Annotated in this window: 21 protein-coding genes; 12 read left to right on the top strand and 9 right to left on the bottom strand. The window is 72.8% G+C overall.

The window, feature by feature from the left end; translation table 11 throughout:
* Positions 1–12: 12 nt before the first annotated feature.
* From OG776_RS20480 to kynU, 4 genes are all read left to right on the top strand, one after another.
* Positions 13–1,548, top strand: coding sequence for an MFS transporter (locus OG776_RS20480; RefSeq protein ID WP_148012398.1), 1,536 nt, complete (start codon positions 13–15; stop codon positions 1,546–1,548).
* 95 nt (positions 1,549–1,643) lie between these two features.
* Positions 1,644–2,057, top strand: coding sequence for a DUF3151 domain-containing protein (locus tag OG776_RS20475; protein WP_148012397.1), 414 nt, complete (start codon positions 1,644–1,646; stop codon positions 2,055–2,057).
* Positions 2,058–2,212: 155 nt separating this feature from the next.
* Entirely contained in the window at positions 2,213–3,061 is an 849-nt protein-coding gene (locus OG776_RS20470) for a tryptophan 2,3-dioxygenase family protein (protein ID WP_148012396.1), read from the top strand.
* Positions 3,054–4,241, top strand: coding sequence for a kynureninase (kynU, locus tag OG776_RS20465; protein ID WP_148012395.1), 1,188 nt, complete (start codon positions 3,054–3,056; stop codon positions 4,239–4,241). The genes OG776_RS20470 and kynU overlap by 8 nt, the downstream gene beginning before the upstream one ends.
* Here the strand turns inward: kynU and OG776_RS20460 are convergent.
* A complete protein-coding gene (locus OG776_RS20460) occupies positions 4,238–4,840 on the bottom strand; it encodes a TetR/AcrR family transcriptional regulator (protein ID WP_148012394.1) in 603 nt (200 codons plus the stop codon). The two genes, kynU and OG776_RS20460, sit on opposite strands and share 4 nt — an antisense overlap.
* A gap of 183 nt (positions 4,841–5,023) precedes the next feature.
* On the opposite strand from OG776_RS20460, the gene OG776_RS20455 reads away from it, so the two are divergent.
* The 4 genes from OG776_RS20455 to OG776_RS20440 all read left to right on the top strand — a co-directional run bounded on the left by OG776_RS20455 (position 5,024) and on the right by OG776_RS20440 (position 9,462).
* Complete coding sequence (locus OG776_RS20455) at positions 5,024–5,902, top strand: alpha/beta hydrolase family protein (protein ID WP_329322058.1); 879 nt, start codon at positions 5,024–5,026, stop codon at positions 5,900–5,902.
* Between the two features lie 177 nt (positions 5,903–6,079).
* Entirely contained in the window at positions 6,080–7,420 is a 1,341-nt protein-coding gene (locus OG776_RS20450; protein WP_329322056.1) for a sensor histidine kinase, read from the top strand.
* Positions 7,417–8,139: a response regulator transcription factor gene (locus tag OG776_RS20445; protein ID WP_329322054.1), complete on the top strand. Its 723-nt coding sequence runs from the start codon at positions 7,417–7,419 to the stop codon at positions 8,137–8,139. Before OG776_RS20450 ends, OG776_RS20445 begins: the two co-directional genes overlap by 4 nt.
* A gap of 102 nt (positions 8,140–8,241) precedes the next feature.
* Positions 8,242–9,462: a cytochrome P450 gene (locus OG776_RS20440; protein ID WP_148012390.1), complete on the top strand. Its 1,221-nt coding sequence runs from the start codon at positions 8,242–8,244 to the stop codon at positions 9,460–9,462.
* Between the two features lie 235 nt (positions 9,463–9,697).
* Here the strand turns inward: OG776_RS20440 and OG776_RS20435 are convergent, their stop codons facing one another.
* Both OG776_RS20435 and OG776_RS20430 read right to left on the bottom strand, forming a co-directional pair.
* Entirely contained in the window at positions 9,698–11,386 is a 1,689-nt protein-coding gene (locus OG776_RS20435; protein ID WP_329322052.1) for an ABC transporter permease, read from the bottom strand.
* Complete coding sequence (locus tag OG776_RS20430) at positions 11,383–12,297, bottom strand: ABC transporter ATP-binding protein (protein ID WP_329322050.1); 915 nt, start codon at positions 12,295–12,297, stop codon at positions 11,383–11,385. Before OG776_RS20430 ends, OG776_RS20435 begins: the two co-directional genes overlap by 4 nt.
* A gap of 103 nt (positions 12,298–12,400) precedes the next feature.
* On the opposite strand from OG776_RS20430, the gene OG776_RS20425 reads away from it, so the two are divergent.
* Positions 12,401–12,922 carry a GbsR/MarR family transcriptional regulator gene (locus OG776_RS20425; RefSeq protein ID WP_329322048.1) on the top strand — a complete coding sequence of 174 codons (522 nt, stop codon included), beginning with the start codon at positions 12,401–12,403 and terminating at the stop codon, positions 12,920–12,922.
* 68 nt (positions 12,923–12,990) lie between these two features.
* On the opposite strand, the gene OG776_RS20420 is transcribed toward OG776_RS20425, so the two are convergent.
* Complete coding sequence (locus OG776_RS20420) at positions 12,991–13,893, bottom strand: diacylglycerol kinase family protein (protein WP_329322046.1); 903 nt, start codon at positions 13,891–13,893, stop codon at positions 12,991–12,993.
* Positions 13,894–14,083: 190 nt separating this feature from the next.
* Between OG776_RS20420 and OG776_RS20415 the strand changes: the two genes are divergently transcribed.
* A complete protein-coding gene (locus OG776_RS20415; protein ID WP_148012386.1) occupies positions 14,084–15,367 on the top strand; it encodes an adenylosuccinate synthase in 1,284 nt (427 codons plus the stop codon).
* 63 nt (positions 15,368–15,430) lie between these two features.
* Here OG776_RS20415 and OG776_RS20410 read toward each other — a convergent pair whose 3' ends face one another.
* Positions 15,431–15,619 (bottom strand): DUF397 domain-containing protein, encoded by a 189-nt coding sequence (locus OG776_RS20410; RefSeq protein ID WP_148012385.1) that lies wholly within the window; start codon positions 15,617–15,619, stop codon positions 15,431–15,433.
* Positions 15,616–16,455, bottom strand: coding sequence for a helix-turn-helix domain-containing protein (locus tag OG776_RS20405; RefSeq protein WP_261994849.1), 840 nt, complete (start codon positions 16,453–16,455; stop codon positions 15,616–15,618). The genes OG776_RS20410 and OG776_RS20405 overlap by 4 nt, the downstream gene beginning before the upstream one ends.
* 123 nt (positions 16,456–16,578) lie before the next feature.
* Here OG776_RS20405 and OG776_RS20400 point away from each other — a divergent pair, with 123 nt between their 5' ends.
* Both OG776_RS20400 and OG776_RS20395 read left to right on the top strand, forming a co-directional pair.
* Entirely contained in the window at positions 16,579–17,010 is a 432-nt protein-coding gene (locus OG776_RS20400; protein WP_261994848.1) for a hypothetical protein, read from the top strand.
* A 191-nt stretch (positions 17,011–17,201) separates the two neighbouring features.
* Entirely contained in the window at positions 17,202–19,016 is a 1,815-nt protein-coding gene (locus OG776_RS20395; RefSeq protein ID WP_329322043.1) for a bifunctional metallophosphatase/5'-nucleotidase, read from the top strand.
* Between the two features lie 19 nt (positions 19,017–19,035).
* Here the strand turns inward: OG776_RS20395 and OG776_RS20390 are convergent, their stop codons facing one another.
* From OG776_RS20390 to OG776_RS20380, 3 genes are all read right to left on the bottom strand, one after another.
* The gene (locus OG776_RS20390; protein WP_329326467.1) at positions 19,036–19,701 is read right to left on the bottom strand and encodes a class F sortase; all 666 of its coding nucleotides are present in this window, start codon (positions 19,699–19,701) and stop codon (positions 19,036–19,038) included.
* 119 nt (positions 19,702–19,820) lie between these two features.
* On the bottom strand, positions 19,821–20,735 hold the full coding sequence (locus OG776_RS20385) for a hypothetical protein (RefSeq protein WP_329322039.1): 915 nt from the start codon (positions 20,733–20,735) through the stop codon (positions 19,821–19,823).
* An 843-nt stretch (positions 20,736–21,578) separates the two neighbouring features.
* Positions 21,579–22,229, bottom strand: a complete 651-nt coding sequence (locus OG776_RS20380; protein WP_148012382.1) for a hypothetical protein — start codon at positions 22,227–22,229, stop codon at positions 21,579–21,581.
* Positions 22,230–22,259 lie beyond the last annotated feature (30 nt).

Genomic DNA, 22,259 nt, shown 5'->3' with positions numbered 1-22,259 from the left:
ATGCTCCGGAGTATGGCTGTGCCCTCGCAGGAAACACCGGCCGTACGGATCGCCACGCCCGCGGGCCGGTGGATCCTGCTGACCACCGTGCTCGGCTCCAGCATGGCCATGCTGGACTCGACCGTCGTGAACGTCGCGCTGCCGCGGATCGGCCGTGACCTGGACGCGAGCCTGGCCGCGCTGCAGTGGACCGTGAACGCGTACATGCTGACGCTGGCCGGGCTGATCCTGCTGGGCGGCTCGCTAGGGGACCGGTTCGGGCGCCGCAAGGTGTTCGTCCTCGGCGTCGTGTGGTTCGCCTCCGCCTCGCTGCTGTGCGGGCTCGCGCCGAACGCGGGCGTGCTGATCGCGGCGCGCGCCCTCCAGGGCATCGGCGGGGCGCTGCTGACCCCCGGTTCCCTCGCGCTCATCCAGGCCTCCTTCCACCCGGACGACCGGGCGAAGGCCGTCGGCCTCTGGTCGGGTTTCGGCGGCATCGGCGGTGCGGTCGGCCCGTTCCTGGGCGGCTGGCTGGTGGACGGCCCCGGCTGGCGCTGGGTCTTCCTGCTGAACATCCCGCTGGCGCTGGTGTGCGTGCCCGTGGCCCTGCGGCACGTCCCCGAGTCCGACGGGAGCACCGTCGTGCCCGGCCGGGACCAGGAGGCCGCGGGCGGGCGGCCGCACCGCGGCTTCGACGTGCTCGGCGCGTCGCTCGGCGCGCTGGCGCTCGCGCTGGTGACGTACGCGCTGATCGAGGCCAGGAGCGGGTCCCCGGTGGTCTGGGTGACCGCCGTCGTGGGGGTGGCCGCCGGGGTGGGCTTCGTGCACGTCGAGCGCAGCCGGCCGGATCCGATGATGCCGCCGGACATCTTCGCGTCGCGCCAGTTCACGGCCGTCAATCTCGTGACGCTCTGCGTGTACGCGGCCTTCGGCGGGTTCTTCTTCCTGACCGCGCTCCAGCTCCAGGTCGTGGCCGGCTATTCGCCCCTGCAGGCGGGTACGGCGCTGCTGCCCACCACCGCGCTGATGCTGCTGTTCTCCGCCCGCTCCGGCGAGCTGGCGCAGCGCATCGGGCCGCGCATCCCGCTCACGGTGGGCCCGTTGCTGTGCGCCGTGGCCATGCTGATGATGCTGCGGGTCGGCAAGGACGCCGTGTACGTCAGCGACGTGCTGCCCGCGCTCCTGGTGATGGGGGCGGGCATGGTGACGCTGGTCGCGCCCCTGACGGCGACCGTCCTCGCCTCCGTGGACACCGGGCGGGCGGGCCTGGCGAGCGGCATCAACAACGCGGCGGCCCGGGTCGGCGGCCTCCTCGCGGTGGCGGCGCTGCCGGTGCTGGTGGGCATGGGCCCGGAGGCGTACCGCTCGGCGGACGCCTTCGACTCCGCCTTCCGGCGGGCGATGCCGCTGTGCGCGGGCGTGCTCGTGGTGGGGGCGGTGCTGGCCTTCGCGACCGTCCGCCGGCCCGCGCCCGACTGCCGTCGCCCCCAGTGCCGTACGCACGGCTGTGTGACCACGCCCCCGCTGGAGCCGCAGCGCGCGGCGCGCCCGGGCCGGCTGCCGACCTGAGCCGTCCCGGGGCCGCTCGGCCGCTTCCGCGGAACCGGCGGCTCCCGGGGGTGGGCGGACGTCACCGGGCACCGGCGATGCAGCAGACTGAGCGCATGACGATGCACGAGAACCTCCTCGGGGGACCGCCCCCGACCCATCTGCCCGACGACCCGGAGCCGCGCGAGCTCCTCGCGAACGGCACGCCGTCCGCCGATGTCGCCGCCAAGTACCCGACGTCCTCGCTGGCCTGGGCCCAGCTGGCCGACGAGGCGTACGAGCGGGGCAGCGTCGTGGAGTCGTACGCGTACGCCCGTACGGGTTACCACCGCGGGCTGGACGCGCTGCGGCGCAGCGGCTGGAAGGGGCACGGCCCGGTGCCGTGGGAGCACGAGCCGAACCGCGGCTTCCTGCGCGCCCTGAACGCCCTCGCCCGCGCCGCGCAGGCGATCGGCGAGAAGGAGGAGTACGAGCGCTGCAGCCAGTTCCTGAAGGACTCCTCGCCGACGGCGGCCCAGACGCTCGGATAGGGCCGTACGGCCGTGGGACCCGTCCGGCGGGTGTGACCGGGCGGGTCTTGCGTTTTCGGGGGACGATTGCGCAGGATTCCCGGTGGGGACCGGGGCCCCCGTGCCGAGGACGGCAGGGGCGGACCGCTACCCGGAGCACGTATCAGGAGACAGCGATGTCGTCCCATCTGGCCCGGCCCGAGGTGGCCCAGGAGCCCGACACCCCGCATCTCGACTTCCACGGCACCACGCCGTACGAGGACTACGTCCAGGCGGACGTCCTCACCCATCTGCAGCAGACCCGCTCCGACGATCCCGGAGAGATGGTCTTCCTGGTGACCACCCAGGTCATGGAGTTGTGGTTCACGGTCATCGTGCACGAGTGGGAGACCGCGGCGCAGGCGCTGCGCGAGGACCGGCTGCCCGTCGCCGTGGCGGCCCTCAAGCGGTCCCTGCGGGAGCTGGAGGCGCTGAACGCGTCCTGGCGGCCCCTCGCGCAGCTCACGCCGGCGCAGTTCAACTCCTACCGGTCCGCCCTCGGTGAGGGCTCCGGGTTCCAGTCCGCGATGTACCGCCGGATGGAGTTCCTGCTCGGCGAGAAGTCCGCGTCGATGCTGGTCCCGCACCGGGGCGCGCCGCGGGTGCACGCCGAGCTGGAGAAGGCGCTGCACGAGCCGAGCCTGTACGACGAGGTGCTGCGGCTGCTCGCGCGGCGGGGGCACGCGGTCCCGGCCGAGGTGCTGGAGCGGGACGTGTCGCTGCGGTACGAGCCCTCGCCGCGGGTCGAGGCGGTGTGGACGGAGCTCTACTCCGGGGACGCGGAGAACGACCTGGCCCGGCTCGGGGAGGCGCTGACGGACGTCGCGGAGCTGGTGTGGCGATGGCGCAACGACCACCTCGTCGCGACGCGCCGCGCGATGGGCGCGAAGACGGGTACGGGCGGCTCCGCCGGGGTGGCCTGGCTGGAGAAGCGGGCGCAGAAGAACGTGTTCCCCGAGCTGTGGACGGCGCGCAGTCATGTCTGAGTCGTACGCCGGGAGGGCGGCCGCGCTGGACGCGGCGGACGAACTGGCCGCGCTGCGCAAGCAGTTCGTGCTGGACGACGTGGTGTACCTGGACGGGAACTCGCTCGGCGCGCTGTCGGTGAACGTGCCAGGCCGGGTCGACGACGTGGTCCGCAGGCAGTGGGGCGAACTGCGGATCAGGTCCTGGGAGGAGAGCGGCTGGTGGACGGCCCCGGAGCGGATCGGTGACCGTGTGGCGCCGCTGGTCGGCGCCGCTCCCGGGCAGATCGTGGTCGGTGACTCGACGAGCGTGAACGTCTTCAAGGCGCTGGTCGGGGCCGTGCGGCTGGCCGGTGCCGGGCGGGACGAGATCGTGGTCGACGCGACGACGTTCCCGTCGGACGGTTACATCGCCGCGTCGGCGGCCCGGCTGACGGGCTGCGCGCTGCGTCCGGTGGAGCCGTCGGCGGTGCCGGACGCCGTCGGGCCGCGCACCGCGGCGGTGCTGCTGAACCACGTCGACTACCGCACCGGCCGGCTGCACGACCTGCCGGCGCTGACGGCCGCGGTGCACGCGGCGGGCGCGCTGGCGGTCTGGGACCTCTGCCACAGCGCGGGGGCCCTGCCCGTGGATCTGGACGCCCACGGCGTCGACCTGGCGGTGGGCTGCACCTACAAGTACCTGAACGGGGGGCCGGGGTCGCCCGCGTACCTCTATGTCCGGACCGGTCTGCAGGAGCGTTTCGACTCCCCGCTGCCCGGCTGGAACGCGCACACGGACCCGTTCGCCATGAGCGCGGAGTTCATACCGGCGCAGGGTGCGCCGCGGGGCCGGGTCGGTACGCCGGACATCCTCTCCATGCTGGCCCTGGAGGCCGCGCTGGAGGTGTGGGACGGGGTGTCGGTCGACGCGGTCCGGGCGAAGTCGCTCGCGCTGGGCGACTTCTTCCTGGAGTGCGTCGAGGCGTACGTCCCCGGGGGCCGCGTGGAGTCCGTGACGCCGTCGGCCCACGCCGAACGCGGCAGCCAGGTCTCGCTGCGGTGCGCGGACGCGGGGGAGGTGATGAAGCGGCTCATCGCCCGCGGTGTGGTCGGTGACTTCCGCACTCCGGACATCCTCCGCTTCGGCCTCACCCCGCTGTACGTGGGGTTCGCGGACGTGGAGCGGGCGGCTCGGGTGCTCGGGGAGACGCTGGGTTAGACGACGTACACCCCGGCCGCCGCGGCCGCGAACGCCGCCTCGGCGGCCCGGTCGGCGGCGGCCCCGTCCGGCACCGCGCCAGTGGTGAGCAGCGTGTAGTAGAGGGGCGCCGACACCGCCCGCACCACCTGCGCGGGGTCCGTCCCGGCCGGCAACTCCCCCCGGGCGACGCCCTGTTCGACGCACGGCGCCCACTCGTCCACCCGCACCTCGTAGAACCGCCGCAGCGCCTCGGCCGTTCGCGCGTCGGACGTCGCCGCCGCGATCACCGCCCGGAACAGCGGCCCCTGCCGGGCGTCGGCCAGGGTCCGACGCACCAGCGCGGCGTTGGCCCGCAGATCACCGAGGACCGACCCGGTGTCGGCGCGGGGCAGCGACTGTTCCGCCATGTCGCTCAGCAGATCGGCGACCAGTCCCGCGACCGATCCCCACCGCCGGTACACCGTCGTCTTGCCGACCTCCGCCCGCCGTGCCACGTCGGCGAGGTCGAGATGCGCGAACCCCCGCTCGGCGAGCACGTCCCCGGCGGCGTGCAGGACGGCCGCGCGGACACGGGCGGTGCGCCCGCCGGGACGCACGGTGCCGGGCTCGGCGGACATCACGGGCTCCCTCGGGGTCGGCTTGTGATACCCGCCCAGCGTAACGGCACAGCAGAACCGTTTGACCCTCACCGAGCGTGACATCCGGGTGTAGACGCACGTCATCGGCCTGATACCGTCCCCGCCAACGGCCGATCACCCTCCCGGTCCGCCAAATCCGTTTCAGCGCTGAGAGGTTGGAGCATGTCGGACGACGCCGCAGCACGGGACGCCGCAGAGGAGGCCTCGGCCTTCTCCCACCCGCCCGTCGATCCCGACGCCACGGCCGTGTACGGCGACCACCCCGACCAGGTGATCGACTTCTACGCCCCGCGCGACCCCGACCCCGCGCTGCCCGTCCCGCTGGTCGTCGTCCTGCACGGCGGTGCGTGGCGCGCCCCGTACGACCGCCGGCACGTCACCCCGTTCGCCGACTTCCTGGCGCGTCGCGGCTTCGCGGTGGCCAACGTCGAGTACCGCAGGGGCGCGGTGCTGCCCGCGCAGGGCGGCGAGGGCCCGGTGGCGGGCCGCTGGCCGGACACCTTCGACGACGTCGCGGCCGCGCTCGACGCGCTGCCCGCGCTGGTCGGCGCGCACCTCCCGGCGGTCGACCCGCGCCGCACGGTGATCACCGGCCACTCCGCCGGCGGTCATCTCGCCCTGTGGGCCGCCGCCCGGCACGTCCTGCCCGCCGACGCGCCCTGGCGCACCGACCGTCCCGCCCCGCTGCGCGGTGTCGTCGCCCTCGCCCCGATCGCCGACTTCCAGATCGCCGGGAAACTCGACGTGTGCTCCGGGGCCGCCCGCCAACTGCTCGGCGGTGAGGAGCGGTTCGCTGAACGGCAGCCGTACGCGGACCCCGCGCACCTGCTCCCCACCGGCATCGCCACGACGCTCGTGCAGGGCCGCACCGACCTGGTCGTGCCGCAGGCGGTCGCCGAGTCCTACGCCGAGGCGGCGGCGCGGGCCGGAGAGGTGGTCGGTCTGACGCTCCTGGAGGACGTCGGCCACTTCCCGCTGATCGACCCGGCGGCGGACGCGTGCGCGGTGGTGGCCGAGGAGATCGCCCAACTGGCCTGGTGACGGCGGAAGCCGCGGCCCGGTGACAGCGGCGGCCACGGCCGTCCCGTACCCCCGGAAGCCGGCCCCGGCCCGCCCCCGCACCCCCTCCGGGGCCGCCCGTAGTACCTGAGACGGATCCGCCAGGACCCTTCTCACAGGTGACGACGGCGACCCGGCGGGCGGCCTACCGTTTCGAACGTGACCGAGACGACCCAGACGCAGACGACACCACCGGGCGGTGCCGGGCCGCGCAGCCCGGAGGCCCGGTTCACCGCGGACGCCCTGCGCGGACTGCGGCAGGACCTGTTCCACGACGCCTTCGCCTACCGCCCGCTCCCGCGCATGCGCGTGGACGGCCCGCTCACCCGGCGTCTGCCCCCGGGCGTCCGGGAGTACGCGGCCTGGACCCCGCACGCCGTCACCACGCTCGCCGGACTGTTCGCCATGGCCCTCGCGAGCACCTCGGGCGGCGGCTCCGGCACCCTGAGCCTCGTGCCCGGCTTTCTCGCCCTGCTCCCGGTCCTGCTCACGCTCGTCCGGCCGGCCGGCGCCTTCTGGTTCTCCCTCGCGGCGACCCCGTTCGCGGCGGTGTTCGGGGAGAGCTGGAGCGCCTGGCCGTGGCCGCCGGGCGCCTTCGTCTCCCACCTGGTGGTGCTGACGGTCGTGGCGCTGCGGACGGGCCCGCGCACCGCCGCCTGGATGTGGGTGCTGACCGCGTTCTACGGGATGGCGGCCGAGACCCTCTTCGGCGCCGGGCACTACGGGACCGACTCGGTGGCCCTGCTGTTCCTCGCCGCCCTGGCCCTGCTCGCCGTCACCGTCCTGCACATCCGCCGGGCGGCGGAGCGCGAGGTGACCGCCCAGCAGTCCGTGACCGCGCACGAGCGCTCCAAGCGCACCCTGCTGGAGGAGCGCACGACGATCGCGCGCGAACTGCACGACGTGGTGGCCCACCACATGTCGGTGGTCGCCATCCAGGCGGAGGCCGCTCCCTACCGGGTGGAGAACCCGCCGCCCGAGCTGGAAGCGGCCTTCGCCACGATCCGGGAGAACGCGGTGGCGGCGCTGACCGAGCTGCGCCGGGTCCTCGGTGTCGTACGCGCCGAGGACTACGAGGCCCCGGACGCCCCGCAGCCCACCCTCGCCGACCTGGAGGCGCTGCTCGCGAATGTGCGGGACGCGGGCCTGAGCGTGGAGAAGGTGGTCACGGGCGCGGTGCGCGAACTCCCGCAGGGCGTCGAGCTGTCGGCGTACCGCATCGTGCAGGAGGCACTGAGCAACACGCTGCGGCACGCGCCCGGTGCCACCGCCCGCGTGGAGATCGGGTACGTCCTCGGCGGGCTCGGCCTGCGGATGGTCAACGGCCCCGCGCCGGTCACGAACCTGGTGAAGTCGACGCACGGCGCGGGCCACGGCATCACCGGCATGCGGGAGCGGGTCACGATGCTGGACGGCGAGATGACCACCGGCGGGACGGACGACGGGGGATACGAGGTGACCGTGTTCCTGCCGGTGCCCGTGCCGGAGGAGGCCGCATGACGCGGGGGACGGCGGACGGGACGGCCGTCGGCCCGGTGCCCGGGCAGCGGCCCGGCGCCATCCGGGTGGTGATCGCCGACGACCAGGTGATGGTCCGCGAGGGGTTCTCCGTGCTGCTCAACGCGATGCCGGACATCGAGGTGGTCGGCGAGGCGGTGAACGGGCGGGACGCGGTCGAGCGGGTCCGTGAACTCGGCCCGGACGTCGTCCTGATGGACATCCGCATGCCGGAGCTCAACGGCATCGAGGCGACCCGCGAGATCGTCGCCGCGGACGGCACCGCGAAGGTGCTGGTGCTCACCACCTTCGACCTCGACGAGTACGTGTATCAGGCGCTGCGCGCGGGAGCCTCCGGCTTCCTGCTCAAGGACGCCTCCGCGCGGCAGCTCGCCGACGGGGTGCGGGTGGTCGCGGCGGGCGAGGCGCTGCTCGCCCCCTCGGTCACCCGGCGGCTGATCACCGAGTTCTCCAGGCTCGCCGACGCCCCGCGGCTGCCGGCCACGGCCCAGGCGGCCTACGGCGATCTGACCGAGCGCGAGACGGAGGTGCTGGTCCTGATCGCGCAGGGTCTGGCGAACGCGGAGATCGCCTCCCGGCTGTTCGTCGCGGAGTCCACGATCAAGACCCATGTGAGCCGCATCCTGGTGAAGCTCGGACTGCGGGACCGCACCCAGGCGGCGGTCTTCGCCTACGAGGCACGGCTGATCACGCCCAGGTGACCCCGCCGGGTCCCGGCGCCGGGCGGCACGGGACGGGCCGCGGACGCCCGGGTGCCGGGACACCCCTGGTCAGAGCGGGGTGCGGCGGGCTAGCGTCCGCTCATGGCAGCTTTGGAGACCCCCGGGACCTTCGACCCCTGGGACCCGGCGTTCGTGGCGGACCCGTACCCCGCCTACGCACACCTGCGTGAGCGCGGCCGGGTCCACCACTACGAGCCGACCGACCAGTGGCTGGTCCCGCACCACGCGGACGTGTCGGCGCTGCTGCGGGACCGGCGCCTGGGCCGGACGTACCAGCACCGGTTCACGCACGAGGACTTCGGGCGGACGGCTCCGCCGCCCGAGCACGAGCCGTTCCACGTGCTCAACGACCACGGGATGCTGGATCTGGAGCCGCCGGACCACACCAGGATCCGCCGGCTGGTCTCCAAGGCGTTCACCCCGCGCACGGTCGAGCGGCTGGGACCGTACGTGCGGGGGCTGGCGCGCGAACTGGTCAGCGGTCTGGTCGCGGCGGGCGGCGGTGATCTCCTCACCGATGTCGCCGAGCCGCTCCCGGTCGCCGTGATCGCCGAGATGCTGGGCATCCCCGAGTCCGACCGGGCACCGCTGCGGCCGTGGTCGGCGGACATCTGCGGGATGTACGAGCTGAACCCCTCCCAGGAGACGGCGGCCAGGGCGGTACGGGCGTCGGTCGAGTTCACGGAGTATCTGCGGGAGCTGATCGAGGCCCGCCGCAAGGAGCCGGGCGACGACCTGATCTCGGGGCTCATCGCCGCGCACGACGAGGGCGACCGGCTCACCGAGCAGGAGATGATCTCCACGTGCGTGCTGCTGCTGAACGCGGGGCACGAGGCCACGGTCAACGCCACCGTGAACGGCTGGTGGACGCTCTTCCGCCACCCCGGCCAGCTGGCCGCCCTGCGCGCCGACCACTCGCTGGTCCCCACGGCGGTGGAGGAGCTGATGCGCTACGACACCCCGCTGCAGATGTTCGAGCGGTGGGTGCTCGACGACATCGAGATCGACGGTACGACCATCCCGCGCGGCGCGGAGATCGCCCTGCTCTTCGGGTCCGCCAACCACGATCCGGCGGCCTTCGCCCGCCCCGGCGAACTGGACCTCTCCCGCGTCGAGAACCCGCACATCTCCTTCAGCGCGGGCATCCACTACTGCATCGGCGCGCCCCTGGCCCGGATCGAACTCGCCGCGTCACTGGGCGCGTTGCTCGAACTGGCCCCGACGCTGCGGCTCGCGGAGGAACCGCGGCGCAAGCCGAACTTCGTGATCCGGGGGCTGGAGGGGCTCAGCGTCACCCTCTGACCCGGCGGCCGAGCGTCCGTGGCCCGGCCCGCGCGGCCCGCGCCCGCCCGACGGCGGCCCGCGCCCGGTCGACGCGGCGGTCAGGCAGCCGGCGGCGGTCTGCACGCGCTCTCCCCCGACCGGCAGGGACGCGGCGAGGCGGTCCGGGGGCCCCGGAACGGCGCCCGGTGTCCGCGTCCGGGTGCGTGGCCCGCGCCCGGTCGACGCCGGACGCGCGGCGTCCGGGGCGCGGGGGTCAGGCGCTCAGGTCCCGGCGGCGCAGCGCCGTCAGCCCGGCGGCGGTCAGGCCCACCGCGAGGACGGTCAGGACCAGCACCGGCGTCCAGGTCATCTCCCCGCCCGGCAGCTTGGGGAGGTGCCCGTACGGGGAGAGGTCCATGAGCGCCGGGGGGACGTCCAGGGCGGGCCCGATCCAGCCCAGCAGGAGGACGAGACCCGCCACGCCCCAGGCGCCGGGGGCGACCCGGGGGGAGACCCCGTACAGGAGGACGGCCAGTGCGCCGAGCGTCCAGACCGCCGGGACCTGGAGGAGGCAGGCGCCGAGCACGGGCCACGCCTCGTGGCCGTAGCCCAGCCCGAGACCGGCTCCGCCCAGCAGCATGATCAGGACCGCTCCGCCGAAAGCGATGACCAGGTGCCCGGCCGCCCAGCGCAGTCGGCCCACCGCGTTGGCGAGGACCGGCTCGGCCCGCTGGGAGATCTCCTCGCCGTGCAGCCGCAGCACGGCGGAGACGATGTACAGCGCGGCCACCATCCCGAGCATGCCGGTCATCGTGGCGAGGAACGCGTCCGTGATCCCGGACCGCCCCCCCATCCGTTCGATGATCTCGCGGGTCCTGGCGTTGTCGCCGACCAGGTCGGACACGCCCTGGGTGATCCCGCCGAACGCGGCTCCGGCGGCGAGGAAGCCGAGGCCCCAGCCGGCCAGGGCGCCGCGCTGCAGCCGCCACGCCAGCGCCCCGGCCGTGCCGAGCCGTCCCGCGGCGGGCCCCGGCCGCGTGGGCAGGAAGCTCATGCCGATGTCGCGCCGCCCGGCGAGGGCGTGGGCGAGCGCGCCCTGCAGGACGACGGCGACGGCGAACAGGAGGAGCACCCACCACCGCTCGCGGGCGAACGGCCGTTCGTTCTCCAGCCAGCCCAGCGGCGACATCCAGGTCAGCGGCGACGAACCGTCGTCCGCCGCGGCGTCGCCGGCCGCCCGCAGGACGAACGCCGCGCCCAGCGCGGCACCCGTCAGCCCTTTCGCCAGCCGCGCGCTCTGCGCGAACTGGGCGACGACCGCCGCCGCCGTCGCGAAGACCATCCCGACGCCCCCGATGCCGAGGCCCAGCGCCAGCGCGCCCGGGGCTCCCTGACCGGCCAGCCCGCCCGCGACGAGCACGACGAGCGCGCCGTTCGCGGCCAGGGCGGCCAGAAGCGCCGCCGTCAGCGGGGCACGCCGTCCCACCATCGCCGACGAGAGGAGTTCCTGGCGTCCGCTCTCCTCCTCCTCGCGGGTGTGCCGGACGACGATCAGCAGACTCATGATCCCGGCGAACAGACCGGCGTAGCCGCCCCCGCGCCAGGCGGTGAGACCGCCGAGGGAATCGCCGAACACCGGCCCGTACGTGGCACGCAGTGAGCTGTTGGTGAGCATCTGCCGTGCCAGGTCGGCGCGTTCGGCGGCGGTGCCGTACACCGATTTCAGCGTGTTCGGCAGGGACAGGACCATCAGCGCGATCACGCCGGTCCACAGGGGAGCCGTCCAGCGGTCGCGGCGCAGCGCGAACCTCAGCAGCGCCCCGGTGCCGGCCAGTTGACGGGTGCCGCCGGACCGCACCGCGAAGGCGGCGACGGCGCCCCGCGATCTCCCGGCCCCCGAGGTGCCCGTCCTGCCGGTGCTGTCGGTGCTGTTCGCGGTGTTCCCGGTGTCGGTGGTGGTCATCGCGCCTCCTCCTCGGGCGCGTCCTCCTGGTAGTGCCGCAGGAAGAGCGCCTCCAGGGTCGGCGGGGCGGCGGCCAGGGACCGTACGCCGGAGTCGGTGAGCGAGCGCAGGACGGCGTTCAGCTTGTCCGTGTCGACGTCGAGCCGCACCCGGGTGCCCTGCACGTCGACGTCGTGCACCCCGGGCAGCGACGCCAGGGCGCCGGGCGGGCCCGCGAGTTCGGCGGTGACACCGGTACGGGTGAGGTGGCGCAGCTCGGCGAGTGTGCCGCTCTCGACGGTGCGGCCCTTGCGGATGATGCTGACCCGGTCGCAGAGCTCCTCCACCTCGCTGAGGATGTGGCTCGACAGCAGGATCGTCCGGCCCCGGTCCCGCTCCTCCTCGACGCAGCGCCGGAAGACCTCCTCCATCAGCGGATCGAGGCCGGAGGTGGGCTCGTCGAGGATCAGCAGGTCGACGTCCGAGGCGAAGGCGGCGACGAGGGCGACCTTCTGCCGGTTGCCCTTCGAGTAGGTGCGGCCCTTCTTGGTGGGATCGAGCTCGAACCGTTCGACGAGTTCTGCGCGCCGGCCGTGGTCGAGGCCCCCGCGCAGCCGGCCATACAGGTCGATGACCTCGCCTCCGGACAGGTTCCGCCAGAGCGTCACGTCGCCGGGGACGTAGGCGATCCGGCGGTGCAGCTCCACCGCGTCCCTCCAGGGGTCGCCGTCCAGCAGCCGTACCGTGCCCGCGTCGGCCCGCAGCAGGCCGAGCAGGACCCGGATGGTGGTGGACTTCCCGGAGCCGTTCGGGCCGAGGAAGCCGTGCACCTCGCCTGCCTCCACCCGCAGGTCGAGACCGTCCAGCGCACGGGTCCGGCCGAACGACTTGCGCAGTCCGGATACCTCGACGGCGAGGTGTGCCTTCGTCATGGCCCAGAACGTACGCTTCTTTCAGAAATTTGTGAAGTTAAGGAAACCTGTGAACCCCGGATACACTCGGCGGTGGTGCGCGAGCAGGGGAGATGATCGGCGGATGGAGCGACCGAACGCGGCGGAGCGGGATCTGGAGGCGGTCTCGCGGTTCGTCGAGGGCTTCGCGGCGCAGCTGGTCGAGGCCGGGATGCAGCGGATGCCCGCCCGGGTCTTCGCGGCGCTGCTCGCCTCCGACTCCGGTGCCATGACCTCCGCCGGGCTGGGCGAGCGGCTCCAGGTCAGCCCGGCCGCCGTCTCCGGGGCGGTGCGCTATCTCGCGCAGCAGCACATGGTCTCCCGCGAGCGGGACCCCGGCTCCCGGCGCGAGCGCTACCGCGTGCACAGCGACCAGTGGTACGAGGCGCTGACCAGCCGTGACGCCGTGCTCAAGCGGTGGGAGGCGGCCCTGCGCGAGGGTGTCGACAGCCTCGGCCCCACGACCCCCGCCGGACGCCGGCTCGCCGAGACGCTCGCCTTCTTCGAGTTCGTCGACGGGGAGATCGCCGGGATGATGGAACGCTGGCGCGCCCACCGGGAGAAGCTGTACGGCCGCGACGACCCGGCCGTCGGCGGAGGCACCTGATGGAGCCACCTGACGGAGGCGGCGACCGGCTCCACGGTGAGGACCGGATCCGCGGCGCGGGGTCGCGCTCAGCCCGGGAGGGTCAGCCCCCAGCCGCCCTGCCGCACCGTCCACGTCCGCGTCCGCACCGGCCCCGAGACCACCGAGTCCGCGCGGTACCGGAAGTCGGCGCCGGACACGGTCACCCGCTGCCCCACCACGCGCAACGACGAGGCCTGCGCGCCCACGGACGCCGGCCGCACCTCCACCACCGCGCCCCCGGGCAGCCCCGGTACGACGGACACGGCCTCCACCGGCTGGTCCAGGTCGACCAGGGTCACCCCGTCGACCTCGACCCGCAGCCGCGAGGGCCCCGGCGCGGCGGGCACGGACACCGCCCGTCCCCAGCCCCTCGCCCTCGTCCGCCCCGACGCGACCCCCGCGGGCCGCGTGGCGAGCGTACGGACCAGCGACTGACACGTACGCAGCCACGGGTGCGCCCCGGGAGCGTGCGCGTCGATCTCCTCCGGGTCCTCGGGGACCTGGACGGGCGCGCCCGCCGGCGGTATCCGCAAGGCCCCGAGCACGACCCCGTCGCTGTCGTCGACGAGCAGGTCCAGCCGCCGCTCGACCCCGTCGAGCACCGCCCGCGCCGCGGCCACCGCTCCGGTGGGCACTCCCAGGGCCCGTGCCAGGGAGAGCGATCCGCCGACGGGCACCAGTCCCAACCCGCACACGGCCAGATCCCGTTGTCGGTGCAAAAGGGACACGGCCCGCAGCAGCGTCCGGTCGTCGCCCACGACGACCGGTCTCCGGGCCCCTCTGCGGGACAGCGCCCGGGCGAATTCCTCGGGCCCCTCCGGGAGGCACACCTTCGTGGCCGCACCCGCGCTGAGCACGTCTTTTGCGATCCGTACCGACTCACCGTCACGGCGTCGGGCGACCGGGTCGATGACCACCAGAAGCTGGTCGGAAGCCGCCACCTCGGTCATGCCTCGCTTCCTCGGGTAGCATCTTTGTGCAAGAGCCCCTTGCGCTATTGCGCCAGGGGCTTCGTCTATTCCGGGGCACCCGGTCGGACGGTCGCGGCCGAAGGAGGTCGCCGGTGTACGCAGCCGTGCAGTGCCGCAGCCGCGTACTCCCCGACCTTGGACATGCCCCGCCCGGAAGGGGTGTACGCCTGTGCCCGCACTTGTGCTGCTCGGTGCTCAGTGGGGTGACGAAGGCAAGGGAAAGGCCACCGACCTGCTCGGTGGATCCGTGGACTACGTGGTGCGCTACCAGGGCGGCAACAACGCCGGCCATACGGTAGTCGTGGGCGATCAGAAGTACGCCCTCCACCTCCTCCCTTCCGGAATCCTCACGCCGGAGTGCACTCCGGTGATCGGAAACGGAGTCGTCGTCGACCCGTCTGTCCTGTTCTCCGAGCTGAACGGACTGAACGAGCGCGGCGTCGACACCTCCAAGCTTCTGATCAGCGGAAACGCTCACATCATCACGCCGTACAACGTCACCGTCGACAAGGTGACGGAACGCTTCCTCGGCAAGCGGAAGATCGGTACGACGGGACGGGGCATCGGGCCCACCTACGCGGACAAGATCAACCGCGTCGGCATCCGTGTCCAGGACCTCTACGACGAGTCGATCCTGACCCAGAAGGTCGAGGCGGCCCTCGACGGCAAGAACCAGCTCCTCACCAAGGTCTTCAACCGCCGCGCCATCGAGGCCGGGCAGGTCGTCGAGGAGCTGCTGACGTACGCGGAGCGGCTGAGGCCGTACGTGGCCGACACGGTCCTGGTGCTCAACAAGGCGCTCGACGAGGACAAGGTGGTCCTCTTCGAGGGCGGCCAGGGCACCCTGCTGGACATCGACCACGGCACCTACCCCTTCGTCACGTCCAGCAACCCGACCGCCGGCGGTGCCTGCACGGGCGCGGGCGTCGGCCCGACGAAGATCAGCCGGGTCATCGGCATCCTGAAGGCGTACACCACCCGCGTCGGCTCGGGCCCGTTCCCGACCGAGCTCTTCGACGAGGACGGCGACGCGCTGCGCCGCATCGGCGGCGAGCGGGGCGTCACGACCGGCCGTGACCGCCGCTGCGGCTGGTTCGACGCGGTGATCGCCCGTTACGCGACCCGGGTCAACGGCCTGACGGACTTCTTCCTGACCAAGCTGGACGTCCTGACCGGCTGGGACGAGATCCCGGTCTGCGTCGCGTACGAGATCGACGGCAAGCGCGTCGAGGAACTCCCGTACTCCCAGACCGACTTCCACCACGCGAAGCCGATCTACGAGACCCTGCCGGGCTGGTCCGAGGACATCACCAAGGCGAAGTCCTTCTCCGACCTGCCGAAGAACGCCCAGGCGTACGTCAGGGCGCTGGAGGAGATGTCGGGCGCCCCGATCTCCGCCATCGGGGTCGGCCCCGGCCGCGACGAGACGATCGAGATCAACTCGTTCATCTAGCCGGCGACGACGCGCCCCCGGTGAGGCCTCGGCCGACCCGGGGGCGTGCGGTGTCCCGGACCGTCAGAGGACCCCGGCGAACCGGCGCCAGGCGGCCGGAGAGACGGTGAGGGTGGGCCCGGCGGGGTTCTTGGAGTCGCGGATGTGGACGGCGTCCACTCGCGGGGGGTGCTGTTCGTGGGCGACTTCGAGGCACTGGCCGCCGCTGTCGTTGCTGTAGCTCGACTTGAACCACCGCAGTGTGCTGCTCATGGCTGCTCCTCTCCTGCCAACTTCTGGATGAGGCTCAGCGAGTCGTCCGGGCCCAGAGCCTGTGAACGGATCTTCGCATAGCGGTGCGCGAGTTGAGAGGCCTTCTTCGCATCGCTGACCAGGATGCTCTCGTCCTCGATTTCCATGTAGACCACGTGATGGTGCTCCTTCGTCTCCACGAGGATCATGTCGCCTCGGGCACCCGCGTGTCCGCCGCGCACCCCGCGTTCCAGCGGCATCACTTGGACGCTGACATTGTCCCGCTCCGCGTCCTGCGCGAGCGACCGCAATTGGCCACGGTGGATCTCCCAGCTCGCGAACGGCCGCCTCAGCGCGGCCTCGTCGAGGATCAGCTCGATCATGGCGGTCGGCTCCCGGTCGAAGAGTGCCTTGCGCGCCAGCCTCGCTTCGACCAGTTCCGAGACCTTGTCGTCGGGAAGCCTGGGGAAGCCGCCGCCGATGAGGGCCCGCGCGTACTCCTCCGTCTGGAACAACCCGTCCACCACGTACGTCTGGTACGAGGAAAGGGTCATCGCCTGCGCCTCCATCACCGCGAAGTTCTTGAACTGCGGCGGATATTTGTCCAGGAGCACGTACTTGCGCGCGGTCTCGAACAACCCCAGCCCGCCCCCGATCACCTCCTCCAGCTTGACGAGCATCGTGTCGCTCGCCGGCTGGGCGCACGTCTCCATCGCGCTGACCGCGGACGCCGTATAGCCGATCTGCCTGCCCAACTCCTCCTGCGTCAGCCGGTGCTGTTCACGGAAGGCCTTCGACATCGCGGCGACCATGTGCGCGGTCCCGCCCGCCTCCACCTTGTTCTCCGCCCGCGCCATGCGGTCACCCCCGAACTCAACCGAACTCAACCGGTCACCAGAGCGCCCACGCCGATCCGTACCGTTGCCGATGGTCGACGCAGAGTCATGGAAACGCTAACCCCGCCTGCCGAAACTGTCCTCATGGATACGCAAAGTGACGACGTAAACCTCCGTGTGCCCCCACTCACCCCGGAGATCCCGGACTGGATGCCCCCGTCCGGCATCCAGCTCCGCAAGGCGGGCGTCCAGTTCGACGCCGTGCGGGTGGACGGCGACCCCGGCCGCACCGTCGCCGACCGCCTCGCGCGGGCCACCGGGGGCGACCCCGGCCCGGTCGTCGAGGAGGCCCGCGGGCGCCGCGCCGTCTACTTCCTCGTCCCCGTCGGCAGCACCGCGCACCGCTCGTGGCCGCCCGGCGTCACGCGCCTCACCGCGGGCCCGCACCGCGTCGCGTACATCCCGGTGCCCGCGCTGGGCGGGCCGACCTGGCCGCTGGCCTGGCGCTACCGGCCCACCGCGCGCGACCACCTCGTCCACGCGCTGCTGCTGCGCGCGGTGGCGGAGGGCTGCTGAGCGGCGGCCGGAACGGGCGGTTCCGGGAGCGTTCGAGATGCGGACCGCTCCCGGGATGCTCATCCTTGACCTGGACATGGCTTGCTCCTGGTTCCGGACGGGGCGTGACCCGACCACGCTCTACGCGTGTAGTCCCCGTAGGGCCCGCACGGCTCGTCCCTCTGTCCGCGTCCCCGTCTCCAGGAGCCCGTATGCCCGTCAACCCGCTGAACCGCCGGGAGTTCGTCAAGAAGTCCGCCGTCGCCGGTGCGGCCGTGGCCGTCGCGGGGACGTCGGCGGCGACCCCCGCGCGAGCCGCGGACCACGGCGGGAAGAAGCCCCGTACCTGGTCGTTCTCCATCCTCGGCACCACCGACCTGCACAGCCACGTCTTCGACTGGGACTACTACACCGACGCGGCGTACACGGACAAGGCCGGCAACTCCGTGGGCATCGCCCGGGTCGCCACCCTGGTCAAGCAGCAACGGGCCGCCAAGGGCGCGGACCGCGTGCTCCTCGTGGACGCGGGCGACATCATCCAGGGGACCTCACTCGCGTACTACTACGCCCGCGTCGACCCCATCACCGGCACCGGCGGCAAGCACGGCCCGGTGCACCCGATGGCGATCGCCATGAACGCCATGAAGTACGACGCCGCCGCACTCGGCAACCACGAGTTCAACTACGGCATCGAGACCCTGCGCCGGTTCGAGGAGCAGTGCCGTTTCCCGCTGCTCGGCGCCAACGCGCTCGACGCGAGGACGCTCCGGCCCGCCTTCCAGCCGTACACCGTGAAGCGCCTCCGCGTCCCCGGCGCCCCCGACATCAAGGTGGGCATCCTGGGGCTCACCAACCCCGGGATCGCCCTGTGGGACAAGGACAACGTCTCCGGGAAGATGGCGTTCACGGGTCTCGTGGAACAGGCGAGGAAGTACGTGCCGCGGATGCGGGCCCTCGGCTGCGACGTCGTCTTCCTCACCGACCACTCCGGCCTCGACGGGTCGTCCTCGTACGGTGACGAGCTGCCGTACGTGGAGAACGCCTCCAACCTGGTCGCCGAGCAGGTCCCCGGCATCGACGCCATCCTCGTCGGCCACACCCACACCGAGGTGTCCTCCTACACGGTCACCAACGCCGGGACCGGCAAGGACGTCGTCCTGTCGGAACCGTACTGCTACGGCATGCGGCTGACCGTCTTCGACTTCGAACTCGAACTCGCCCACGGCCAGTGGAAGGTGACGAGCACCAGGGCGCAGACCCTCAACAGCAACGCCGTCGCCGAGGACGCCGAGATCACCAGGCTCCTGACGGCGGACCACGAACTGGTCGTGAAGTACGTCAACACACCGGTCGGCACCTGCACCGCGGACCTCTCCGCGGCGGAGGCCTGCTGGAAGGACGTCCCCGTCATGGACTTCATCCACCAGGTCCAGATGGCGGCCGTCGCCACCGGCCTGTCCACGGCCGACGCGGCCCTCCCGCTCATCTCCGTCGCCGCGCCCTTCAGCCGCACGGCGGACATCCCGCGGGGCGACGTCACCATCCGGGACGTGGCCGGGCTCTACATCTACGACAACACCCTCTACGGCAAGAAGCTCACGGGTGCCCAGCTGAAGGACTATCTGGAGTACGCGGCGAAGTACTACTACCGCGTCCCGTCCGGGACGAAGGTGGACACCGCCACCCTCACCAACGCCAACAGCTTCTGGGACTACATGTACGACACGGCCGCGGGCGTCGACTACGACATCGACATCGCCCAGGCCGAGGGATCGCGGATCAGGAACCTCACCCACCAGGGGGTGCCGGTCGCCGACGACCAGGTCTTCGTGGTGGCCGTCAACAACTACCGCGCCAACGGCGGCAGCGGCTACCCGCACATCGCGGCCGCCGACATCGCGTACAGCTCGACCGACGAGATCCGCCAGCTGATGATCGACTACGTCACGTCCAAGGGCGTTCTGGAACCGGCGGACTTCGCCGACGGCAACTGGAGGCTGACCCAGGACGGCACGCCGGTCTTCTGAGATCCCGGTGCCCCGCGGGTCAGACGAGGTGGGCGAAGACCACGAGGTTCTCGGTGTAGTCCTTCGCGCCGTGGTCGTAGACACCGGCGCAGGTGATCAGCCTGACCTGGGCCTGCGGGGTGTCCGCGTACACGCGGTCGTTGGGGAAGTGGTCCTTCTCGAAGGCCTCGGCGTCGTCGACGACGAAGGACGCGGTGAGGCCGTCGGCGCGCTCCACCCTGAAGGTGTCCCCCTTGCGGAGGGAGCTGAGCCGGGCGAAGACGGCCGGCGAGGTGCTGGTGTCCACGTGCCCGGCGACGATCGAGGTTCCCGCCTCGCCGGGCGTCACCCCGTCGGCGTACCAGCCGACCATGTTCACGTTGTCCGCGGGCGGCGGGTTGAGATGGCCCTTCGCGTCGACCGAGAGGGCCGTGAAGGGCGCGTCCACCGCGATCTTCGGGATGACCAGCCGGGTCGGCGCGGACGACGGCAGGTGCTTGCCCGGCACCGAGGACGACCACGGCATGAGCGCGGCCGAGTCGTGGGGCGACCGGGAGTCGTCGGCCGGCTTGGGCGGGCCGCCGAACACTCCCAGTACCAGCAGCAGGATTCCGGCGCACCAGGCACTCATCGGTACGCCGGGGCGTGAGCCCTGCCCTTGCGGCACGGACTCGGTCACGCCGGGGGAGGACGGCTGGGCTGCCATCGGGAACCACCTCACTAGGGCACTGCGGCGGAGCGGGTTCGGCACGCGGGGAACCCGGCCGGGCCGTCACGACGGGGGCCACCCGCGGCGGTCCCGGCCGACAGGACGCCGGGCATCGGTCAGGACATGCCGCCCGCCGCGCTCCTGCGGCGCAGCGCGTACACGCCCGCTCCGGCCAGCGTCAGGATCGCGAGGCCGCCGGCCGTGACGCCCTTGTCCGCGAGCGCGCCGCCACCGGTGTGGATGCCGCCGTTGGGCTTGTCGCGGCCGGAGTCGTTGCCGCCGCCGCCGTTGTCGCGGCCGTTGCCGTTGCCGTTCCCGTTGCCGCCGCCGTTGTCGCGGCCGTTCCCGTTCCCGTTGCCGTTCCCGCCGTTGTCACGGCCGTTGCCGTTGCCGTTGCCGTTCCCATTGCCGCCGCCGCCGTTGTCGCGGCCGGACCCGTTGCCGTTCCCGTTGCCTCCGTTGTCGCGGCCGTTCCCGTTCCCGGTCCCGTTGCCGTTGCCGTTCCCGTAGTCGCCGTTGCTGTCGTTCTTGTAGGTCTCCGGGTTGAACCTGGCGTCGTCCTTGTTCCAGTCGTCGCTCTTCAGCATGCTGAGCGCGCCGCCGCCGGTGTGGATGCCGCCCCGGGGCTTGTCGTGGTCGAAGCCCTCGTCGTCCCCGCCGAAGTCGCCGCCCCGGTCCGAGTCCCCGCCCCGGTCGGAACCCTTGTCACCGCGGCCGGAGCCCTTGTCGCCGCGGCCGGAGTCCCCGCCGCGGCCGGACTCGCTGCCGCCACGGTCGGAGCCGACGTCCTCGCCCCCGCCCCAGTCCGAATCGCTCCCCTCGTCGCCGTCGTCGCTCTTCAGCTTGAGGAGCGCGCCCCCGCCGGTGTGCATGCCGCCCTTCGGCTTGTCGTGCCGGCCACCGTCGTCGTTGCTGTAGGAGGAGTCGTCGTGGCCACCGTCGCCCGCCGTGGCGGCGAAGGCGCCGGGAGCGGCAATCGCGAGGGCGGCCGTGGCCGTCGCGGTAGCGAGAAGCATGCGGGCAGAACGCATTGTCGAGTCCTTCCGTCGCAGCCGAGCCGCTGACACTTTGTCAGCACGTGGGGAACCCGACCCCGACGTGATCCACCGTCAGCCCCTCCCGGCGCGCTCACCACTCGAGCGGCGCGACCGGTGCGGGTCCCGGCACCGGCCGCGGGGCGCCCCGAGGCTGCCCCTGACCGGGCCGAACCTCTCTGACCTGCTACTTCATCGTGAACTGTCCGCCGTGTCCCACGCCGGTGCGGCCCCAGATACAACCCGATCGGTCGCAACACGACTGCGCGCGCCCGGTGCCCCGTCAGCCCTCCGCACCCGCCCTCCCCCGGGGCGGCGGAGGGAAGCGGGAACCGCCCCGGCGCGGCCTCCCGTCACGGGTGCGGGCGGTGTCCGCCTCGCTCCGGGCGAGGAGGAGCGGGCCGGTCCGGTCCGCAACCGGACGGGGCCGGGCCGGCCGGAGCGGACATCCGACGGCGGACACCCGACCAGGCCCGGAGCACCCCGTGACCCCGGGCCGGGCGGCTGCGGCCACGACGGGGGCGGGGGCGAGACCGGTGAGGTGGGGCCGTTGCTGGTGTTGCCGAAGGGGCGCGGAGGCCGTAAGAGCTCGCGGTCCGGCCGTCCGCCCCCACCCGGGGAGCGGGACGGCCGGACCGCCTCCGAAGGTGGGGAGGAGCGGGCCCCGGGCGCTCACACAGCGACGGACGCCGCCGGGCGTGTAGCCCGGCACCGGGCGTGTGGCCCGGCACCGGGCGTGTAGCCCGGCACCGGGCGTGTGGCCCGGCACCGGGAGGGGTGCGCCGGTGGCCGTCAGGGAATACGCGTGGAGCGGGCCCCCGGCGGCCGGCCGGACGCTCCTCAGCTGAAGATGATCATCGAGCCCTGGGCCAGGCTCCGGGTCGCCGCCGCGTGCAGGCCGAGCCAGACGTGCCGCTCACGGGCGAACGGACTCGCGTCGTACGGGGCGGGGGCGGCCGGCTCCTCCAGCTCCGTGGGGGCCGACGGCGGCTGCGGCGGGGCCGGCGGATTGGCCGGGTCGATGCCGATCGAAGGAGCGACGAACTCCAGCTCGCGCAGCAGCGACTGGGAGGAGCCCAGCGGGCCGCCCCCGGCGAGCAGTTCGTCGTCGGCGAGTGGGTGCGGGAAGTCGACGGGCACGTAGGCGCCCGCGTGGTCGTAGTGCCAGACGAGGTGGGACTGCTGCGCGTTGGTCTGGAACATCTCCAGCAACTGCTCGTAGTCGCCGCCCAGTTCGTCGACCGGGGTCACCGCGAGACCGCACATCTGCAGCAGGTACGCCCGGCGCAGGAAGTGCAGGGCGTCGTAGTCGAAGCCCGCGACCGGGGCGACGTCACCGGACAGCCCCGGCATGTAGGCGTACACGGGGACCGGCGGGAGCCCGGCCTCGCCCAGCACCTTGTCGTACAGCGCCAGTTCCTCGGCGAACGGGTTGTCGGGGGTGTGGCACAGCACGTCGACGAGCGGGACAAGCCACAGGTCACAGGCCAACAGACGGCTCCTCTAGCTCCTGGGGAAGCA

The organism is Streptomyces sp. NBC_01689 (genome assembly GCF_036250675.1).
Classification (GTDB): Bacteria; Actinomycetota; Actinomycetes; order Streptomycetales; family Streptomycetaceae; genus Streptomyces.
Note: the sequence above shows the minus strand (reverse complement) of the source record. Positions and strands in the feature narration are given on the sequence as shown.